This is a genomic window from Rathayibacter sp. AY1B8 (assembly GCF_002932775.1).
Taxonomy (GTDB): domain Bacteria; phylum Actinomycetota; class Actinomycetes; order Actinomycetales; family Microbacteriaceae; genus Rathayibacter.
On the sequence record NZ_PSWJ01000013.1, the window covers coordinates 70009 to 90614 of the forward strand.

Consider the following 20606-nt stretch of genomic DNA (forward strand, 5'->3'; position numbering starts at 1 on the left):
GCCGTGCGTCCTTGCCGTTCTGAGCCTTGCCGAAAGGTATCTGAGCCACGTCATGACAGTAGCGACCGGCGGCGGCTCGCACACGACGGTTGCGCCCGCGCTCGGGCCTGTGCAAACGGATCCGGGGAGCGCGTGCCGGAGCGTCGGGGCGGGTCCGCGTCCGGCCGATCCGCGGCGGCCGAGGGGTCCGCTAGGGTGACCGAGCGCGACCGCCCCGGTGCTCCGCGACCGGGCGCTCCGGGGTCCGCAGAGAGTCGAGGGGTGCCGTGAAGGCGATCCGCCGCTTCATCGTCCGCTCCGTCCTCCCGCCCGAGCTCTCGGCTCTGGGCGATCTGGCGGGCAATCTCCGCTGGGCCTGGCACGAGCCCGCCCGGCGCTTGTTCGAGCGGGTCGATCCGGAGCTGTGGCGGCGCGGGGGAGCGGACCCCACCGCTCTGCTCGGAGCAGTGAGCCCCGAGCGCCTCGCCGAGCTGGCGGGGGACCAGGGCTTCGTCGACGAGGCGTGGCGCCTCCGCGACGAGCTCGAGCGCTACCGCACCGAGCCGCGGTGGTACCAGTCGCTGCCGGAGTCCGCCCCGCGCTCGATCGCCTACTTCTCGCCGGAGTTCGGCATCGCGGCGGCGCTGCCCCAGTACTCCGGCGGACTCGGCATCCTCGCGGGCGACCACCTGAAGGCCTCCTCGGACCTGGGCGTGCCGCTCACCGGCGTGGGCCTCTTCTACCGGTCGGGCTACTTCTCGCAGAAGCTCTCCGCCGACGGCTGGCAGCTCGAGTCCTACCCCTCGCTCGATCCCGACGGGCTGCCGCTGCGCGTCGTCCGTCTCGCCGACGGCTCGCCCGCCCGCATCGTGCTGGCGCTCCCCGAGGGACGCGCGCTCTACGCCCGGGTCTGGCGCGCGGAGGTCGGCCGGGTGACCCTCCTCCTGCTCGACACCGACATCCCCGAGAACGAGGACTCGCTCCGCTCCGTCACCGACCGCCTCTACGGCGGCGGGGGCGAGCACCGCCTGCTGCAGGAGCTGCTGCTGGGCATCGGCGGGGTCCGCGCGCTCGAACTCTGGGCCGAGGTCTCGGGCGGCGTCCTCCCGGAGGTGTTCCACACCAACGAGGGGCACGCCGGCTTCCAGGGGCTCGAGCGCATCTCCGGCCTGATCGGCGCGGGCCTGGACTTCGACCAGGCTCTCCAGGTGGTGCGGGCGAGCACGGTCTTCACCACGCACACTCCGGTGCCGGCGGGCATCGACCGCTTCGACCGCGGGATGATCGAGGAGTACTTCTCCACGGAGCTGCTCCCGGGCGTGCAGGTCGAGGACGTGCTCGCGCTGGGCGCCGAGCCGGGGGACTCCGGGACGGCGTTCAACATGGCGTACATGGGCCTGCGGCTCGCGCAGCGCTCCAACGGCGTCTCGACGCTGCACGGCGAGGTCAGCCGCTCGATGTTCTCGAGCCTCTGGCCCGGCTTCGAGACGGCGGAGGTGCCGATCGGCTCGGTGACGAACGGCGTCCACGCGGCCACCTGGACCGATCCGATCCTCCGGCGGCTCGCGGAGGAGCGGCTCGGCACCGACGACACGACGCGGGCCGACTGGGCCTCGGGCGCGCTCGGCGACACCGAGCTGTGGGCCGCGCGCCGGGCGATGCGGGAGCAGCTGGTGCGGGACGCCCGCCGCCGGGCCGCCAGCTCCTGGCGCGAGCAGAACCCGGGCGGCCTCCCGCCGGCCTGGCTCGACGAGCTGCTGGACCCGGACGTGCTCACCATCGGCTTCGCGCGGCGGGTGCCGACCTACAAGCGGCTGACCCTGATGCTCCACGACCCCGAGCGTCTGCGCGCGCTGCTCACCCACCCGCAGCACCCGATCCAGATCGTCATCGCGGGCAAGTCCCACCCGGCCGACGAGGAGGGGAAGCGCCTGATCCAGCGGCTCGTCCGCTTCGCGCAGGAGCCGGACGTGCGCCGCAGGATCGTCTTCCTGCCGGACTACGACATCGCGATGGCGCAGCTGCTCTACCCGGGCACCGACGTCTGGCTCAACAACCCGCTGCGCCCGCTCGAGGCGTGCGGCACCTCGGGGATGAAGGCGGCGCTCAACGGCTCGCTCAACCTCTCGATCCTCGACGGCTGGTGGAACGAGTACTTCGACGGCGAGAACGGCTGGGCGATCCCCTCCTCCGACCGCGCGCTCGACCCGGAGGCCCGCGACACGCTCGAGGCCGAGGCGCTCTACGAGCTGCTCGAGACCGAGGTCGTGCCGCGCTACTACGAGCGCGATCACGACGGCGTGCCCCGGCGGTGGGTGCGGTCGATCCGGCACACCCTCGCGACCCTCTCGCCCGAGCTCTCCGCCGAGCGGATGGTGCGCCAGTACGTCGAGGCGCTCTACTCGCCGGCCGCCGAGGCCGGGCGCGCCGTCGCCGCCGACCACTTCGAGCCGGCCAAGGAGCTGGCGACCTGGAAGCGGCGGGTCCGCGCCGGCTGGCCCGGGGTCGCGGTCGCGTCCGTCGAGTCCGGCGGGATCGACGCGGTGCCCCAGCGCGGGGACCGGCTCGCCGTGCGCGCGGGCGTGCGCCTGGGCGAGCTCTCGCCGGCGGACGTCTCGGTCGAGGTCGTGTACGGGACGACGGCCGCTGACGGCTCGCTCACCGAGGTCCGCCACCACGAGCTCGAGGTGGTCGAGGAGTCGGGTGCCGTAGTGCCGGCCGACGCGGTCGGGCGCGTGCCCTACGCCGGAGTGGTCACCCTCGACCGCAGCGGCTCCTTCGGCTACACCGTCCGCGTCGTGCCGCGGCATCCCCTCCTGGCCCGCTCCGCCGAGCTGGGACTGGCCGCCGCCGCCGGCTGACCCCGCCCGGTCCCTCTCCGCGAGATGCCGCTCCGGTGCGCCTTCCTCGGCGTCTCGCGGACCGGGACGGGGTCGCGCGGGAGGAGGACGGCGCCCGGAGGAGGACGGCGGGGGAGCAGGGGTCAGCGCGCGATGTCGGCGAGGAGGGCGGCCGTCGCGGCGACGAGGTCGGCGGGGGCGAGCTCGATGTCGAAGCCCCGGCGCCCGCCCGACACGAGCACCGTGTCGTGGAGCTCGACGGTCTCGTCGATCACGGTGCGGTGCAGCGTCCTCTGCTCGAGCGGCGAGATGCCGCCGAGCACGTAGCCGGTCCGGCGCTGGGCCAGCACGGGGTCGGCCATCGCCGCCCGCCTGCCTCCGACCGCGGCCGCGAGCTCCTTCAGCCCGAGGGAGCCGGTGACGGGCACGACGCCCACCACGAGCTCGCCGTCCACGTCGACCATCAGGGTCTTGAACACGCGCTCCGGCTCGACGCCGAGCGCCTCGGCCGCCTCGAGCCCGTAGCGCGTCGTGGCCGGGTCGTGCCGGTACTGGCGGGGAGTGAAGGGGACGCCCGCCGCCGTCAGCGCGACGGTCGCCGGGGTCCCCGGCCCGCTCCTCGCCATCAGGCGTCCTGCTCGGCCGCCGGCCCGTGCGCGGCGAAGAGCTGCATCGAGGTTCCGGCCACGCGGATGACCTGCCCCGGCTCGAACGATTCGCCGTGCTCCAGCGGCTCCGGCTCCTCGCTGTTCCACAGGCGCGTGTAGCCGGTGACCCCCTCGCCGTCGGCGAGCACGACCGTGGTGTCCTGCTCGACGCCGTGCACCACCAGCAGGACACGGTCCGGCTCGCCCTCGACCGGCGTCGAGGCCGCGAGGTACTGCAGCGTCCGGTTGGCGGCGGAGGTCCAGTCGTGCTCGCTCATCCCGCGCCCGTGGGCGTCGAACCACGTCATGGTCGTGGCGCCCGGCTCGCTCGCGTCGCCGCTGCCGTAGCGGGAGGGACGCAGCGCCGGGTGCTCGCGCCGCAGGCGCAGCAGGGTGCGCGTGTGCGCGCGGAGCGCGAGCTGCCAGTCGGCCAGGCCCTCCCAGCGCACCCAGGTCAGGTCCGAGTCCTGGCAGTAGGCGTTGTTGTTGCCGCGCTGGCTGCGCCCGGTCTCGTCGCCCGCCGTGATCATCGGCACGCCGGCCGACAGCAGCAGGGTGCCGAGGAGGTTCCGCATCGCCTTGCGCCGCGCCAGCGTGATCCGCTCGTCGGTGGTGGGGCCCTCGAAGCCGTGGTTGAAGGAGCGGTTGGTGTCGGCTCCGTCGCGGTTCGACTCGCCGTTGCCGATGTTGTGCTTGACGTTGTACGAGACGAGGTCCGCCAGCGTGAAGCCGTCGTGCGCGGTGACGAAGTTGACCGAAGCGAGGGGGCCCCGCTCCGCCGAGAAGGTGTTGGAGGAGCCCGAGAGCCGGGTCGCGAAGCCGCCGATGCCGACGGGGGCCGTGCCGGCGCGGCGGGCGTAGTCGATGTCCGAGAGCCAGAAGTTGCGGGCGCGGTCGCGGTAGCGGTCGTTCCACTCCGACCACCCGGCCGGGAAGTTCCCCGTCTGCCAGCCGCCCATTCCCACGTCCCAGGGCTCGGCGATCATCTTCACGCCGGCCAGCGCCGGATCCTCGACCGCGGCCCGCAGCAGCGGGTGGTCGCTCCGGAAGTGCGCGATCTCGTCCCGGCCGAGGGTCGCGGCCAGGTCGAGCCGGAAGCCGTCGATCCCGACCTCGCCCGACCAGTAGCGCATCGAGTCCAGCGCGAGGCGCTGCGCCGCCGGCCGGCCGAAGTCGATCGTGTTCCCGCAGCCCGTGACGTCCACGTAGTGGCCCTCGGGCGTCTGGCGGTACCAGCCGGCGTCGTCGATCCCGCGCAGGCTCGACATCGGCCCGCCCGGCCCCTCCTCGGCGGTGTGGTTGTAGACCACGTCCAGGATCACCTCGAGGCCGGCCTCGTGCAGGAGCTTCACCATCCCCTTGAACTCCCGGAGCACCGCGGTCGGTCCGCCGCGCTGCGCGGTGGAGGAGGCGTACGCGGCGTGCGGGGCGAAGAAGTTCAGCGTGTTGTAGCCCCAGTAGTTGGTCAGCCCCTGCCGCAGCAGGCGCTGCTCCGACACGAACGCGTGCACGGGCAGCAGCTCGACCGCCGTCACGCCCAGCTCGAGCAGCGCCGAGACCGTCGACTCGTGCGCCAGGCCGGCGTAGGTGCCGCGCAGCTCCACGGGCAGCGCCGGGTTCAGCCGGGTCAGCCCCTTCACATGCGCCTCGTAGATCACGGTGCGGTCCATTGGGGTGCCGGGCCGGGAGGAGGAGCCCCAGTCGAACGCGTCGTCCACGACGACCGAGCGCCACTCGTTCTCCGCCACCCGGTGCAGGCCGCGGGAGTACGGCTCCAGTAGGGCCCGGCGGGGGTCGAACCGGTGTCGGGGGCCCGTCGGCCCGTCGACGCGCAGGGCGTAGCGGCGGCCGGGGGCCAGCAGATCGGAGCGCGCGGACCAGACCGCGGCGTCGTCGCGCGCCAGCGGGACCGTGCGGGTCACCCAGGTCGGATCCTTCTCGTCGTACAGCAGCAGATCGACGGCGCTCGCGCTCTCGGACCAGACCCGCAGCTCACCGCCCTGATCGTCCACGGTCACGCCGAGCCGGGCTAGGGGATCGTGAGAGGTCATGCGACTTACAGTAGTGACGGGCACCGGCTCCCTCCGTGCCCCCGACGCGGGACGAAGGGCTGCTGTGATCTACCTCGACCACGCCGCGACCACCCCGCTGCGCGCCTCGGCGCTCGCCTCGTTCGCGGAGGCGTCCGCCCACGGCGGCAACCCCTCCTCCGTCCACGGCTCCGGCCAGGAGGCTCGCCGCCGGCTGGAGGACGCCCGGTCGGCGCTCGCCGGGGTGCTCGGCTGCGAGCCGATCGAGGTGATCCTCACCGCCGGCGGCACCGAGGCGGTCAACCTCGGGATCAAGGGCCTCTACTGGCAGCGCCGGAGCGAGGACCCGGCCCGCGTCCGGGTCCTGGTCGCCGAGGGGGAGCACCACGCGACGCTCGACTCGGCCGCCTGGCTCGCCGAGCACGAGGGCGCCGTCCTCGAGTGGCTGCCGCTCGACGACGAGGGCACCCTGCGGCCGGAGGCGCTCGCCGCGGCGCTGGAGGAGGACCCCGGATCGGTCGCCCTGGTCACGGTGCTCTGGGTCAACAACGAGATCGGGACGATCAACCCGATCGCCGAGCTGGCGACCGCGTGCGCCCGCGCCGGCGTCCCCCTCCACGTCGACGCGGTCGCCGCCCTCGGGCACGTGCCGATGCGGATCGCCGAGATCCGCCGCGCCTCCGGCTCAGGGCACGGCGCGGGACTGGCCGCCGTCAGCGTCTCGGGTCACAAGGTCGGCGGGCCGATCGCGACCGGTGCGCTCGTGCTCGCCCGCGACGCCCGCGTGGTCCCGGTGCTGCACGGAGGCGGACAGCAGCGGGGCGTCCGCTCCGGCACTCAGGACGTGCCGGGCGCCGCGGCCTTCGCCGCCGCCGCGGTCGAGGCGGACGCCGAGTTGTCGGCGGAGGCGCGGCGCCTGACAGCCCTGCGGGACCGGCTCGTCGCGGGCGTCCTCGCCGCCGTGCCGGGGGCGACCCTGACCGGGCCCGCCCTCGACTCCGGACGCCGGGTCGCCAACAACGCGCACCTCGCCTTCCCCGGTGCGCAGGGCGACTCCCTCCTCTTCCTCCTCGACACCGCGGGCGTCTCCGTCTCGACCGGGTCCGCCTGCACGGCGGGGATCCCGGAGCCCTCGCACGTGGTCCTCGCGCTCGGCCGGAGCGAGGACGAGGCCCGCGGGGTGCTCCGGATGACGCTCGGCCACACCTCGACCGACGCGGACGTCGACGCCCTCCTGGCCGCGCTGCCCGGCGCCTACGCCCGCGCCGCCCGAGCCGGACTGTCGAACCGCGCGGTGCTGCCCGCCTGAACCCCTGCCGCCCGCGCCCGCGGGAAACGTAGACTCGCACGGTGAAGGTTCTGGCGGCGATGAGCGGTGGAGTGGACTCGGCCGTGGCCGCGGCCCGCGCGGTGGAGGCGGGGCACGACGTGGTGGGCGTGCACCTCGCCCTGAGCAGGATGCCCGGCACGCTGCGCACGGGCAGCCGGGGGTGCTGCACGATCGAGGACTCGATGGACGCACAGCGCGCCGCGAACGTCCTCGGCATCCCGTACTACGTGTGGGACTTCTCCGAGCGGTTCAAGCTGGACGTCGTCGACGACTTCGTCGCCGAGTACTCGGCGGGCCGCACCCCGAACCCCTGCATGCGCTGCAACGAGCGGATCAAGTTCGCCGCCCTGCTCGAGAAGGCTCTCGACCTCGGCTTCGACGCGGTCTGCACCGGCCACTACGCCTCCCTCCGCACCGCTGCCGACGGCTCCCCGGAGCTCCACCGCGCGAGCGACGAGGCGAAGGACCAGTCCTACGTCCTCGGCGTGCTGACGGAGCAGCAGCTGCGGCACTCGATGTTCCCGCTCGGCTCCACGCCGTCCAAGGCGATCGTGCGCGCGGAGGCGGCCGAGCGGGGCCTCAGCGTCGCGAGCAAGCCCGACAGCTACGACATCTGCTTCATCCCCGACGGCGACACGCGCGGCTGGCTCGCCGAGCGCGTCGCCCCCGAGACCGGAGCGGTCGTCGATCGGGACGGCGCGGTGGTCGGCTCCCACGAGGGCGCTCACGGGTACACGGTGGGCCAGCGCCGGGGCCTGCATCTCGGCGTCCCCGCGCCCGACGGTCGGCCGCGCTTCGTCCTGGAGGTGCGGCCGGTGAGCAACGAGGTCGTCGTCGGTCCGCGCGAAGCGCTGCGCATCGGCGAGATCGCCGGCGAGCGGTTCACCTGGGCGGGCGCCGCTCCCGAGGACGCGGACGCGCCCTTCCGCTGCGACGTCCAGATCCGCGCGCACGCCGACCCGGTCCCCGCCTCCGCGATGGTGTCGCACGTCGATGGCAGGGTGGAGCTCGTGATCACTCCGGACTCGCCGCTCGACGGCGTCGCCCCCGGCCAGACGGCCGTCGTCTACCTCGGCACCCGCGTGCTGGGCCAGTGCACGATCGACCGCACGGTCGCGGCCGACGCCGCGGTGCTCCGGTGAGCGCCGTCGAGCCCGCCGCCCGCGTCGAGGAGCTGCGGGCGCGGATCCGGTCGGCGAGCGACGACTACTACGCGGCCGACTCCTCGCCGCTGTCCGACGCCGAGTACGACGCCCTGGTGCGCGAGCTCGCCGCGCTCGAGGCCGAGCACCCCGAGCTCGCCGCCGAGGACTCGCCGACGCGGACCGTCGGCGGGATCGTCGGAGCGGGCCTCGCCCCGATCGACCACGCCGAGCGGATGCTCTCCCTCGACAACGTGTTCTCGGCCGAGGAGCTGCGCGAGTGGTGCGAGAAGACGGTGGCCTCGGCCGACCGCCCCGTCGCCTGGCTCACGGAGCTCAAGATCGACGGGCTCGCGATCTCCCTCCACTACGAGAACGGCCTCCTCGTCACGGCGGCGACCCGCGGCGACGGCCGCACCGGCGAGGACGTCACCGTCAACGCCCTCCGCGTCGCGGGCATGCCCGAGCGCCTCTCCGGTGAGGGCCACCCGGCACTCGTCGAGGTCCGCGGCGAGGTCTTCATCCCCGTGGCCGCCTTCGCCGAGCTGAACGCCCTCCAGGAGACGCTGCGCGACGAGGCGGTCGAGGAGGCGCGGACCCGCTGGTCGACCCGCCCGGCCGCAACCCGCGGCGTCTTCGAGGAGGAGAAGGCGCGCACGAGCGCACTGCGGCGCTTCCCGACCTTCGCCAACCCGCGGAACGCGGCGAGCGGCGGCCTCCGCCAGCAGCTCGACAAGAAGTCGGGTCTCGACCTGCGCGCCGGCGAGGCGCGCGTCGGCTCCCTCGCGCTCTACGTGCACGGCATCGGCGCCTGGCCGGACCCGCCTGTCGCGACCCAGTCCGAGGTTTACGGGCTCCTCTCCTCCTGGGGACTGCCGGTCAGTGGCCACAACCGCGTCTCGGCCTCGGTGGAGGAGGTGCTCGCCTTCGTCGAGCGCTACGGCCGCGAGCGGCACTCGGTCGAGCACGAGATCGACGGCGTGGTCGTGAAGGTGGACGAGCTCGAGCTGCACGACGAGCTCGGCGCCACCAGCCGGGCGCCGCGCTGGGCGATCGCCTACAAGTACCCGCCCGAGGAGGTCCACACGAAGCTCCTCGACATCGTCGTGAGCGTCGGGCGCACCGGCCGCGCGACGCCGTTCGCCCAGATGACCAAGGTGAAGGTCGCGGGGTCCGAGGTGCGCCAGGCCACGCTGCACAACGCCGACGTGGTCAAGGCCAAGGGCGTGCTCATCGGCGACACGGTCGTGCTGCGGAAGGCCGGGGACGTCATCCCCGAGGTGCTCGGCCCGGTGGTGGAGCTCCGCGACGGCTCCGAGCGCGAGTTCGTGATGCCGACGCAGTGCCCCGAGTGCGGCACCACGCTCGCTCCGGCCAAGGAGGGCGACGTCGACCTGCGCTGCCCCAACGCGGAGTCCTGCCCCGCGCAGGTCCGCGGACGCGTCGAGCACATCGGCAGCCGCGGCGCGCTCGACATCGAGGCGCTCGGCGAGGTCAGCGCCGCCGCCCTGACCCAGCCCCTGGTGCCCGCCGAGCCGCCGCTGCGGACCGAGGCCGGCCTGTTCGAGCTCACGGTGGCCGATCTCTTCCCGATCGAGGTCGTCGTCCGCGACTCCGAGACGGGTCTGCAGAAGCTCGACGCGAAGGGCGATCCGAAGGTCGTCACGCCCTTCAAGCGCAAGCGGCAGCTCGCCAAGGACGGCGCCTTCGACCCGGAGACGGGAGCCTTCGCGGGGGACGCGGCCTCCGTGCCCTCCACCAACGCCCTCCGGCTGATCGAGAACATCGAGCGGGCGAAGACCAAGGAGCTGTGGCGTCTGCTGGTCTCGCTCAGCATCCGGCACGTCGGCCCGGTCGCCGCGCGCGCGCTGGCGGGCTACTTCGGCTCGCTCGACGCGATCCGCGGGGCGAGCCGCGACGAGCTCGCCGCGGTCGACGGGGTGGGCGGGATCATCGCCGACGCCCTGATCGCCTGGTTCGAGGTCGACTGGCACGTCGAGATCGTCGACCGCTGGGCCGCGGCCGGAGTGCGCTTCGCCACGCCCGGCCACCCCGGTCCCGGTGCCGCGGACGCCGCCGGCGGGGTGCTCGCGGGTCTCACGGTCGTGGCGACCGGCAGCCTGGAGGGGTACTCCCGCGAGGGGGCGCAGGAGGCCATCCTCGCGGCCGGCGGCAAGGCCGGCTCGAGCGTCTCCAAGAAGACCGACTACGTCGCCGCCGGTCCCGGCGCCGGCAGCAAGCTCGGCAAGGCCGAGGCCCTGGGGCTCCGGATCATCACCGCGGCCGAGTTCCACCTCCTGGTGACGGAGGGACCGGACGCGATCGCGCTGCCGGAGGAGGCGTCCGCCGACGCTCCGGAGGAGGCCGCCGCCGGCCCGGACGGGGACGTCGCCGGCGCATCGCGCTCCGACGCCTCGCCGGAGGACGACGCCGTGCCGGAGACCGACGCCGTCCCGGACGCGGCCGCCCCGAGCACGGAGGAGCCGACCGGGCCCGATGCCTGACGCGGGCGGCGGGGAGCGGCGTGCGTTCCTGCGCCGCTCCCTCGCCGACGCAGCGTCGCTCGCGCTCGACGCCGCGGCTCGGCCCACCACCGCCGAGCGTCGGACCGCCGAGGTGCTCGGGCGGATCGACCACGTGGTCGTGCTCTCCTTCGCCGGCCGCAGCCGCGACCAGGTCCTCGGCGCGCTCGACGACACGGACGGCCCGGTGTTCACCGGCGGCACGGACGCCGTGATGACCGCGCCCGGCCCGGACGATCCTCCGGGCGCGCGCTTCGCCCCCGAGATGCTGCCGGTGCACGCGCTCCTCGCCACGGCCTTCGCCCGGGCCGACCACTGGCGCGCCGACGGCCGCGATCCGCTGCCGGCGGCCCTGCGCGCGGCCCGGGAGACCGGCACCGGCTGGGCTCTCGCGGTCGACGAGCGGCAGGGCGTCTCGACCACGCTCCTCGCCGATCCGGAGTGGCCCCACCGCGACCCGGGCGCCGCCGGCTCCCGCGGCGGGCGCCTCCTTCCCATCGACGCGCTGGCCGCCGAGGCCGCAGCCGGCACCCTGCCTCCGCTCGTCCTGGTCGAGCCGCGGTCCCTCGTCGATCCGGCCGACTTCGCCGACGCCGCAGCCGCCGGCACCGATCGATCCGCTGATGCGCGCCTCGCGGAGCAGCTGCTGCACGTCGTGTTCGACGCCGTCCGCGACGGGGAGCGGGCGGGGCGGCGGATGCTGCTCCTCGCCACCGCGCGGGGGAGCGCAGGGCGGCCCGGCACGGTGCCGGCGCTCGTGCTCGCCTCGGCCGTCCCCTCGGGTGCACGGATCGGCGTGCCGCTCGGTCCGGAGACTCCCGCGCAGCTCGTCCGCGCCCGGGCGGGCGTGCGCCGAGCGCTCGTCGATCCGCAGGTCCGAGAGCTGGCCGCACTCCTCAGCGGTCCCGACCGCCCCCTCGCGCGCTGGCCCCGCACGGCGCCGGCTTTCGCGCCGCCCGCGCCGGTCGGGCGGCGCCTCCGCGACGCGGCCCGCCGCGCGCACGTCGACCCCGAGCCGGAGGCCGGACTGCTCGCCCGCGTTCGAGCCGCCGTCCCGGGCGCGTCGCTACACTCCGAGCAGGCGCAGGCGGCGCAGGAGAGGCGGCGGAGATGATCAGCGAGCGGACTCCCTCGGAGCACGACGACGGAGCTCCCCGCTCCCGCTCGCGCCGCCGCTTCCTGGCCGGCACCGCCGCCGCCGGAGTCGGAGCCGGAGCCCTCGCCGGCGGCGCGATCGGCGCGGCCGTCGCCTCCGGCCCCCGCCGCGAGGAGGAGCCGCGACTGCCCGCCCGCACGGAGCCGGGATTCGACCACGTCGTCGTGATCATGTTCGAGAACCGCTCCTTCGACAACGTCCTCGGCCGCCTCTACGGACCGGACGATCTGCCCGCGGGCGAGAGCTTCGAGGGCCTCCTCCCCGACGAGCGGACGAACACCAGCGCCGGGGGACTGACCGTCGGCACGCACGTCTACGAGGGCGCCACCGACTCCGTGATGCGCCAGCCCGACCCGGACCCGGGCGAGGAGTACCCGCACGTCAACACCCAGCTCTTCGGCACGGTGGATCCGCCCGAGAACGCCGGCCGCACCGTCGGCGCCATGACCGCGCCCTTCAACGCGCCTGCCGACGCCTCCGCCCCGACGATGAGCGGCTTCCTCGAGGACTACGTCCAGCACCTGAGGGTGATGAAGAAGGGGCAGGAGCCCACTGCGGAGGAGGCGCGGACGATCATGGGCGGCTTCTCACCGGAGATGCTGCCCGTCTTCTCCACCCTCGCCCGCGAGTTCGCCGTCTTCGACCAGTGGTTCTGCGCCGTCCCCTCCCAGACCTTCTGCAACCGGTCCTTCCTGCACGCGTCGACCTCGCACGGCTTCGTCACCAACAAGCAGGGCGGCGGCTACGAGAAGTGGCTCGCGGACGACCTGGCCGACGCGCCGACGGTGTTCAACCGCCTCGAGGAGGCGGGGAGGACCTGGCGCGTCTACTTCGACGCGCTGCAGGTGGTCTCCTACACCGGCTTCCTGCACGCGCCGGTGCTCGAGAAGTACTGGAAGACCCACTTCTCGACGATGGACCGCTTCTACGCCGACGTGGAGAACGGCGAGCTGCCCGACTACGCCTTCCTCGAGCCGCGGCTCGTCTTCGACCACAACGACATGCACCCGCCGACCGGCGTCCTCCACGAGGACGAGGTCGACGGCACGCCCGTCTACGACAGCGCGCTGTCCGACGTCCGCGCTGGCGAGCTGCTGCTGCACCAGGTGTACTCGGCGATCCGGGAGAGCGCGAGCACGACCGGCTCGAACGCGGTGAACACGCTCCTGCTGGCGACCTTCGACGAGCACGGCGGCCTCTACGACCACGTCCCCCCGCCGTCGGCGACTCCGCCGGGCGACGGCCGCGAGGGCGAGATGGGCTTCGCCTTCGACCGGCTCGGCTGCCGCGTGCCGGCGATCGCGGTCTCGGCGTACACGAGGGCCGGCACGATCGTGCACGACGAGCTGCACCACGGCGCCGTGATCCGGACCCTCAGCGCCCTGCACGGCCTCGAGCCGCTGACCGCTCGCGACGCCTCCGCCCCCGACCTCTTCGGGGTGCTGACCCTCGACGAGCCGCGGCAGATCGGCGACTGGCCGACCACGGTGCCGCAGTACCTGCCCCCGAACCCCGAGGCGGCGCCCGCGCATCCGGCGCACGTGAACCGCGACAAGCCGCTGAGCCCGCCCGCCGTCGGCCTGATGGGCCTGCTGCTGGCCCGGTACGGCGAGCCCGGCGAGGACCTGCCGACCACCTACGAGGGCGCGTACAACGCACTCCTGAAGCACGGCTCCAGCCTCTTCGGCGGCTCCTGACGGGCGGGCGGCACGGGCGGAGGCGGTGCGGGCGCGCCGAGTAGACTGGCGGCCGGAAATCCCCCCGAACCACCAGACGGAGACGCATGTCCGAGATCACGGCCGACACGGTCGCCCATCTGGCCCAGCTGGCCAGGATCGACCTCACTTCCGACGAGATCGGGAGCCTCACCAGGGAGCTCGGCCAGATCGTCGACTCCGTGCGCGCGGTCCAGGCCGTCGCCACGCCCGAGGTGCCGGCGACCAGCCACCCGATCCCGCTCGAGAACGTCTTCCGGCCCGACGTGGTCGGCGAGACCCTCACGCTCGAGCAGGCGCTCTCCGGCGCGCCCGAGCACGACGGCAGCCGCTTCCAGGTCTCCGCGATCCTGGGGGAGGAGCAGTGAGCGCGCACGGCGACGAGCTCGTCCGCCTCAGCGCGTCCGCCCTCTCCGAGAAGCTGGCCGACGGCTCGGTCTCCTCGGTCGAGGCCACCCGCGCCCACCTCGAGCGCATCGACGCGGTCGACGGAGCGGTCCACGCCTTCCTCCACGTCGCGCGCGAGGGCGCGGTCGCGTCCGCCGAGGCGATCGACCGCCGGCGGGCCGACGGCGAGTCGCTGCACCCCCTCGCCGGGGTGCCTCTCGCGGTCAAGGACGTCATCGTCACGAACGACATGCCGACCACGAGCGGCTCCCGCATCCTCGAGGGCTGGCGCCCGCCCTACGACGCGACCGTCATGCGCAAGGTGCGCGAGGCCGGGCTGGTCCCGATCGGCAAGACCAACATGGACGAGTTCGCGATGGGCTCGACCACCGAGCGCAGCGCCTACGGCCCCACCCACAACCCGTGGGACCTCGACCGCATCCCCGGCGGCTCCGGCGGCGGGTCCGCCGCGGCCGTCGCGAGCTACGAGGCGCCCCTGGCCCTCGGCTCCGACACCGGGGGATCGATCCGTCAGCCCGCGCACGTGACCGGCACCGTCGGCGTGAAGCCGACCTACGGTGGCGTGTCCCGCTACGGAGCGATCGCGCTCGCCTCGAGCCTCGACCAGATCGGCCCCGTCTCCCGGACGGTCCTCGACTCCGCGCTGCTGCACGACGTCATCGCGGGCCACGACCCGCGCGACTCGACGTCGCTGCGCGACTCCTGGCCCTCCTTCGCCGACGCGGTGCGCCGTGCCGACGTGACGGGCCTCCGGATCGGCGTGGTCAAGGAGCTCGACGGCGGCGAGGGCTTCCAGCCCGGCGTGCTGGCGCGCTTCCACGAGGCGCTCGAGATCCTTCAGGGCGCCGGAGCCGAGGTCGTCGAGGTGAGCCTCCCGAGCGTCGAGCACGCGGTCGCCGCCTACTACCTGATCCTCCCCGCGGAGGCCTCCAGCAACCTCGCCAAGTTCGACTCGGTCCGGTTCGGCCTCCGGGTCACGCCGGAGGGCGGCGGCACGGTCGAGCAGGTCATGTCCGCGACCCGCGAGCAGGGCTTCGGCCCCGAGGTCAAGCGCCGGATCATCCTCGGCACCTACGCCCTCTCGGCCGGCTACTACGACGCCTACTACGGCAGCGCGCAGAAGGTCCGGACCCTGGTGCAGCGGGACTTCGACGCGGCCTTCGCGGACGTCGACGTGATCGCCTCGCCGACGGCACCGACGACCGCCTACCGCCTCGGCGAGAAGCTCGACGACCCGCTGGCGATGTACCGCGGCGACGTCGCGACCATCCCGGCGAACCTGGCCGGCATCCCCGGCATCTCCGTCCCCGCCGGCCTCGCCGACGAGGACGGGCTGCCCGTCGGCATCCAGTTCCTCGCTCCCGCCCGGGAGGACGTGCGCCTCTACACCGTGGGCGCCGCGCTCGAGGCGCTGCTCGAGGAGAAGTGGGGACTCCCGCTCCTCGCGCAGGCCCCCGACCTGACCCACTCCGTGCTCTCCGCGACCGAGGAAGGTGCCGTCTGATGGCCTCCGCGCACACGTCCGCTCCCGAGCTGATGGACTACGACGAGGTCTTCGAGACCTTCGAGCCGGTGCTCGGCTTCGAGGTGCACGTCGAGCTCAACACGAAGACCAAGATGTTCTCGGACGCGCCGAACGAGTTCGGGTCCGAGCCCAACACGAACGTGACCCCGGTCGACCTCGGCCTCCCGGGCTCGCTGCCGGTCGTGAACGAGCAGGCCGTCCGCTACTCGATCAGCCTCGGCCTCGCCCTGGGCTGCTCGATCGCCCCGTCCAGCCGCTTCGCGCGCAAGAACTACTTCTATCCGGACCTGGCGAAGAACTACCAGATCTCGCAGTTCGACGAGCCGATCGCCTTCGAGGGCTCGGTCGAGATCGAGCTGGCCGACGGCTCGCTCGTGCAGATCCCGATCGAGCGCGCGCACATGGAGGAGGACGCCGGCAAGCTCACGCACGTCGGCGGCGCCACCGGCCGCATCCAGGGCGCCGAGTACTCGCTCGTGGACTACAACCGCGCGGGGGTCCCGCTCGTGGAGATCGTCACGAAGCCCATCTACGGCGCGGGGAAGAGCGCGCCCGAGTACGCGAAGGCCTACGTCGCGACGATCCGCGACATCGTGCTGGCGCTCGGCATCTCGGACGCCAAGATGGAGCGCGGCAACCTGCGCTGCGACGCGAACGTCTCGCTCCGCCCGATCGGTCAGGAGAAGCTCGGCACCCGCACCGAGACCAAGAACGTCAACTCGCTCCGCTCGGTCGAGCGCGCCGTCCGCTACGAGATCCAGCGCCAGGCGGCGATCCTCGCCGCGGGCGGCACGATCACGCAGGAGACGCGCCACTGGCACGAGGACACCGGCCGCACCTCCGCGGGCCGGCCCAAGAGCGACGCCGACGACTACCGCTACTTCCCGGAGCCCGACCTGCTCCCGGTCGTGCCGAGCCCGGAGTTGATCGAGGAGCTGCGCGCCGCGCTCCCCGAGAAGCCCGCCGACCGCCGTCGCCGCCTCAAGCAGGAGTGGGGCTTCACCGACCTCGAGTTCCAGGACGTCGCCAACAGCGGCCTGCTGGTCGAGATCACCGAGACCGTCTCCGCGGGAGCCGCTCCGCAGGCGGCCCGCAAGTGGTGGACCGGGGAGATCGCGCGCCTCGCGAACGCGGCGGGCGAGGACCCGGCCTCCCTGGTCACCCCGGCCCAGGTCGCCGAGCTCGCCGGTCTGATCGAGAGCGGCACGCTGACCGACCGCCTCGCCCGCGAGGTCCTCCAGGGCGTCATCGCCGGAGAGGGCACCCCGCAGGAGGTCGTCGACGCCCGTGGACTCGCGGTCGTCTCGGACGACGGAGCGCTCATCGAGGCGATCGACGCGGCACTGGCCTCGCAGCCCGACGTGCTCGCGAAGATCCGCGACGGCAAGGTGCAGGCCGCCGGTGCCGTGATCGGTGCCGTGATGAAGGCCATGAAGGGGCAGGCCGACGCTGCCCGCGTCCGCGAGCTCGTCCTGGAGCGCGCGGCCGGCTGAGCCGGTGCGCGGGGAGGTGCGGTCATGAGCGGTGGAACCGGCGACACGCCCCTTCCCGCGCGGCTCGAGCTGCCGGCAGGCGCCCTCCTGCGTCCTCTCGTCTCGAGCGATGCGGACCTCCTGCACGCGGTGATCGGCGAGCAGCGACCGTGGCTCGCGGCTCTCCTCCGCGGGGACGATCCGGCCGCCCTGCCGTCGGCGTCCCTCGGCGACGACGTACGCGGTCTCCTGCGCCTCGAGGAGGAGTCGCGTGCGGGCAGAGCGCACGCGTTCCTGCTCGTCGGCCCGGACCGCACCGAGGCGCTGGGCGCTCTGAGCGTCCGGCCCGGCGGCGGCGACTCCGCCGAGGCCTCCTGGTGGGTCGTCCCCGCCGTCCGGGGCTCGCGGCTCGAGGAGGAGCTCGACGCCTACGCGCGCCGCTGGCTCCAGCAGCACTGGCCCTTCGACACGGTCACCACGCCCGACAACCACCCCGACGATCCCGCCTCCCTGGCCGGGGCGAACATCGTGGCGCTCGTGCCCGCCGCGCCGGAGCGCACCGCCCTCCCCGACACCGACGCCGCCTCGGCGGCGCTCCTCTGGGCGGAGTACCGCTCCGCACATCCGGGAGTCGACGAGGCGCTCCCGCCGGTCGAGGCGTTCGGCGACAGCACGGCGATGGCGGACGAGCTGCTGGGCCTCGTGCGGCGCGGAGTGAAGACGGCCACGGCGTCCCTCGCCGAGGAGGGGGCACCCGTCGCGGGCGACCACTGGATCGTCTGCGACGGCGCGGGAGCGGCGCGTGTCGTCCTCGTGACGGACGAGGTTCGGACCGGTCCGCTCGACTCCGTCGACGACGCGTTCGCCTGGGCCGAGGGCGAGGGGGACCGCACGCGCGCCTCCTGGCTCGACGGCCACCGGCGCTACTTCGCCCGCGTCTCACCGGGCGGACCCGGCGACGTGGTCTTCGAGCGCTTCCACGTGGTCTGGCCGGAGGCCGACGCCGAGCGCGCCGCCGCCTTCGCCCGCTCGGTCGGAGCGTTCCGGCCCGAGGAGCTCGACGGGACTCCCGCGCAGACCTAGGGGGTTTCCCGGATGCCCCGCTCAGGCGCCCTGCGCCAGAGTGGAGTCATGGCTACTCTCGTGCGCCCCCGTCGGGGCAGGATCATCGCCGGCGTCTGTGCCGGTCTCGCCCGCCGATTCGGCTGGAGCCCCTTCGTGGTGCGTCTCCTGTTCGTGCTCTCGTGCCTCCTCCCGGGGCCGCAGATCATCGCCTACCTCGTGATGTGGGTGGTCATCCCGAAGCAGAAGTGACCGAGGCCCCCGCTCCGAGCAGCCTCTGAGAGAACGCTCAGCACCCGGAGCGGTGGGAGGCCTACGGTGGCGGTGTGCGTCCGTCGGGCGCCGAGGAGGAGATCATGGGATTCCTGGACCGACTGCTGGGCCGCGACGAGCAGCCCGAGAGCGCACGCCGCTCGACGTACGCGCCGCCGCAGGCCGCGGACCGCAGGCCCGAGTACGGCTCCCCTCCGGCGACGTCTCCGCGCACCGACGATGAGCGTGCCATCGAGCGCTACCGCTACCTCCTCCGCACCGCGCCGCCCGAGGCGATCGAGCAGGTGCACCGCGAGGCCTTCGAGCAGCTGACCCCGGAGCAGCGCCAGCAGGTCTTTCGAGAGCTCAGCGAGGGGGCCCCCGTCGGCGACGCGCCGAAGGACGACGACCCCCGCACGCTCGCCCAGTCCGCCACGCGGAGCGAGCTGCGCCAGCCCGGATTCATGGAGCGGCGCTTCTCCGGCGGCGGAGGCATGGGCTTCGGCGGCGTCCTCGCCTCCTCGATGCTCGGCACGATCGCCGGGTTCGCGATCGGCTCGGCCATCGCGGGCGCGTTCCTCCCCGATGCGGGAGGCGACTACGCCGGCGGTGACGGCGGGGGAGACGCCTCGGCCGACGGCGGAGCGGATGCGGGAGGTGCGGACGCCTCCGGTGCGGACGCCGGAGACGGCGGCGGCTGGGGCGACTCCGGCGGCGGCGACTTCGGTGGCGGAGGCGACTTCGGCGGGGGCGGCGACTTCGGAGGCGGCGACTTCGGCTTCTAGCCTCGTTGCAGAGGGCCCCCGATCACGGACAGTGGTCGGGGGCCCTCGCTCGTTCCGGGCTAGTCCTCGTCGGTCAGCATCGCCTTCACCTGGCGGCGGAGGACCTTGCCGATCATGCTCCGCGGCAGCTCGTCGACGACGGTGATCCGCTTGGGCACCTTGTAGGGCGTCAGCGCCTCCCGGACGGCCTTGCGGGCGGCTGCGACGTCGAGCTGCGCGCCCGGCTCCAGGACGACCGCCGCCGCCACGGACTCGCCGCTGCGCGGATCGGGCAGGCCGACCACCGCCACCTCCTTGATCTCGGGCAGGCGGAGCAGCACCTCCTCCACCTCGGACGGCGAGACGTTGAAGCCGCCCGTGATCACGAGCTCCTTGATCCGGTCGACGATGCGCACGAAGCCGTCCTCGTCGATCGTCGCGATGTCGCCGGTGCGGAACCAGCCGTCACCGGTGAAGGTCGCCGCCGTCTCGTCGGGCTTGCGGTGGTAGCCCCGGAACACCTGCGGACCGCGCACGACCAGCTCGCCCTGCTCGCCGGTCGCCACCTCCGTGTCGGGATCCTCGGGGTCGACGATCCGGACGTCGGTGCCGGGCAGCGGGAGCCCGACCGTCCCGGCGCGTCGGGTCGGACCGACCGGGTTGGCCATCAGGACCGGAGAGGTCTCCGAGAGGCCGTAGCCCTCGACGAGCGTGCCTCCGGTCAGCGCCTCGAACGAGTCGACCAGCGCCGGGTCGAGCGGCATCGCGCCGGAGATGGCGATCTCGATGCCGCGGAGGGAGACGCCCCGCTGCTGCGCGCTGCGCGCCAGGCGCTCCGCGATCGGCGGAACGGCCGGGAGGAAGGTGGCGGGGTGCTTCTTGACGACCTTCAGCACCAGCTCCGGGTCGAACTTCGGGAACAGCACCAGGCGCGCGCCCATGCTCATCGCGAAGGTGAGGCAGAGCGTCAGCCCGTAGGCGTGGAACATGGGGAGCACCGCGTAGACCACGCAGTCGCCGCGGCGGACCGTCGGCACCCAGGCGCGCGACTGGGCGGCGTTCGCCGTCAGGTTCACGTGGGTCAGCTCGGCGCCCTTGGGTGTGCCGGTCGTGCCGCTCGTGTACTGGATGACCGCGAGGTCCTCCGCGACCGGGCGCGGGTGCGCCGGGTCGATCCGCCGCCTCAGCAGCGTCTCCCACTCGATCGCGCCGCGGACCGGCCCGGTCAGCGCGGCGCGCGACTCCCGGGCCTTCTTCAGCGGCAGGCGGAGGGCTGCGCGCATCGAGGCGGGCATCGCGCGGGTGAGGTCGACGGCGACGACGGTCTCGACGCCGAGATCGGCCGGGAGGTCCTGCACCGTCGGCACGACGCGGTTCCAGGCGATCGCGACACGAGCGCCGTGGTCCTCGAACTGGTGGCGCAGCTCGCGCGGGGTGTAGAGCGGGTTGTGCTCGACCACCACGGCGCCGAGCCGGAGGACGGCGTAGAAGGCGACGACGTGCTGCGGGCAGTTCGGGAGGACGAGGGCGACCGGATCGCCCGCGCGGACGCCCAGGCGGCGGAGGCCCTCGGCGGCCCGCTCCACCTCGTCGGCGAGCTGGGAGTAGCTGGTCGAACGGCCGAAGAACTCGAGCGCGACCTGGTGGGGATAGCGCTCGGCCGACTCGGTGACGATGTCGACGAGCGAGCCGGTCGGGAGCTCGAGCTCCGTCGGCACGCCGGGCGCGTAGCTGCGGATCCAGGGGCGGGTGAGCACCCACC

Annotated in this window: 15 protein-coding genes; 12 read left to right on the forward strand and 3 right to left on the reverse strand. The window is 73.9% G+C overall.

Annotated features, from left to right (window positions below; genetic code table 11):
- Positions 1 to 266 precede the first annotated feature (266 nt).
- On the forward strand, positions 267 to 2840 hold the full coding sequence (gene glgP, locus C5C63_RS09670) for an alpha-glucan family phosphorylase (protein ID WP_104325944.1): 2574 nt from the start codon (positions 267 to 269) through the stop codon (positions 2838 to 2840).
- 122 nt (positions 2841 to 2962) lie between these two features.
- Here glgP and ybaK read toward each other — a convergent pair whose 3' ends face one another.
- Both ybaK and glgX read right to left on the reverse strand, forming a co-directional pair.
- Positions 2963 to 3445, reverse strand: a complete 483-nt coding sequence (gene ybaK / locus C5C63_RS09675; protein WP_104325945.1) for a Cys-tRNA(Pro) deacylase — start codon at positions 3443 to 3445, stop codon at positions 2963 to 2965.
- A complete protein-coding gene (glgX, locus tag C5C63_RS09680) occupies positions 3445 to 5517 on the reverse strand; it encodes a glycogen debranching protein GlgX (protein ID WP_104325946.1) in 2073 nt (690 codons plus the stop codon). Before glgX ends, ybaK begins: the two co-directional genes overlap by 1 nt.
- Before the next feature lie 64 nt (positions 5518 to 5581).
- Between glgX and C5C63_RS09685 the strand changes: the two genes are divergently transcribed.
- The 11 genes from C5C63_RS09685 to C5C63_RS09735 all read left to right on the forward strand — a co-directional run bounded on the left by C5C63_RS09685 (position 5582) and on the right by C5C63_RS09735 (position 18865).
- Positions 5582 to 6805 carry a cysteine desulfurase family protein gene (locus tag C5C63_RS09685; protein ID WP_308471541.1) on the forward strand — a complete coding sequence of 408 codons (1224 nt, stop codon included), beginning with the start codon at positions 5582 to 5584 and terminating at the stop codon, positions 6803 to 6805.
- A 41-nt stretch (positions 6806 to 6846) separates the two neighbouring features.
- On the forward strand, positions 6847 to 7968 hold the full coding sequence (mnmA, locus tag C5C63_RS09690; protein ID WP_181065512.1) for a tRNA 2-thiouridine(34) synthase MnmA: 1122 nt from the start codon (positions 6847 to 6849) through the stop codon (positions 7966 to 7968).
- Positions 7965 to 10472 carry an NAD-dependent DNA ligase LigA gene (ligA, locus tag C5C63_RS09695; protein WP_146086373.1) on the forward strand — a complete coding sequence of 836 codons (2508 nt, stop codon included), beginning with the start codon at positions 7965 to 7967 and terminating at the stop codon, positions 10470 to 10472. Before mnmA ends, ligA begins: the two co-directional genes overlap by 4 nt.
- The gene (locus C5C63_RS09700; protein WP_104232512.1) at positions 10465 to 11604 is read left to right on the forward strand and encodes a hypothetical protein; all 1140 of its coding nucleotides are present in this window, start codon (positions 10465 to 10467) and stop codon (positions 11602 to 11604) included. Before ligA ends, C5C63_RS09700 begins: the two co-directional genes overlap by 8 nt.
- A complete protein-coding gene (locus tag C5C63_RS09705) occupies positions 11601 to 13343 on the forward strand; it encodes an alkaline phosphatase family protein (protein ID WP_104325948.1) in 1743 nt (580 codons plus the stop codon). Before C5C63_RS09700 ends, C5C63_RS09705 begins: the two co-directional genes overlap by 4 nt.
- Positions 13344 to 13429: 86 nt before the next feature.
- Positions 13430 to 13729, forward strand: a complete 300-nt coding sequence (gatC, locus tag C5C63_RS09710) for an Asp-tRNA(Asn)/Glu-tRNA(Gln) amidotransferase subunit GatC (protein WP_104226848.1) — start codon at positions 13430 to 13432, stop codon at positions 13727 to 13729.
- Positions 13726 to 15273, forward strand: a complete 1548-nt coding sequence (gene gatA, locus C5C63_RS09715) for an Asp-tRNA(Asn)/Glu-tRNA(Gln) amidotransferase subunit GatA (protein ID WP_104325949.1) — start codon at positions 13726 to 13728, stop codon at positions 15271 to 15273. Before gatC ends, gatA begins: the two co-directional genes overlap by 4 nt.
- Positions 15273 to 16787 (forward strand): Asp-tRNA(Asn)/Glu-tRNA(Gln) amidotransferase subunit GatB, encoded by a 1515-nt coding sequence (gatB, locus tag C5C63_RS09720; protein WP_104269086.1) that lies wholly within the window; start codon positions 15273 to 15275, stop codon positions 16785 to 16787. Before gatA ends, gatB begins: the two co-directional genes overlap by 1 nt.
- Positions 16788 to 16811: 24 nt before the next feature.
- Complete coding sequence (locus C5C63_RS17015; RefSeq protein WP_104325950.1) at positions 16812 to 17849, forward strand: ASCH domain-containing protein; 1038 nt, start codon at positions 16812 to 16814, stop codon at positions 17847 to 17849.
- A 48-nt stretch (positions 17850 to 17897) separates the two neighbouring features.
- Positions 17898 to 18080 carry a PspC domain-containing protein gene (locus C5C63_RS09730; protein WP_104223873.1) on the forward strand — a complete coding sequence of 61 codons (183 nt, stop codon included), beginning with the start codon at positions 17898 to 17900 and terminating at the stop codon, positions 18078 to 18080.
- A gap of 104 nt (positions 18081 to 18184) precedes the next feature.
- On the forward strand, positions 18185 to 18865 hold the full coding sequence (locus C5C63_RS09735) for a hypothetical protein (protein WP_104232676.1): 681 nt from the start codon (positions 18185 to 18187) through the stop codon (positions 18863 to 18865).
- 59 nt (positions 18866 to 18924) lie between these two features.
- Here the strand turns inward: C5C63_RS09735 and C5C63_RS09740 are convergent, their stop codons facing one another.
- Positions 18925 to 20601 (reverse strand): long-chain-fatty-acid--CoA ligase, encoded by a 1677-nt coding sequence (locus tag C5C63_RS09740; protein ID WP_104325951.1) that lies wholly within the window; start codon positions 20599 to 20601, stop codon positions 18925 to 18927.
- Between the last annotated feature and the right edge of the window lie 5 nt (positions 20602 to 20606).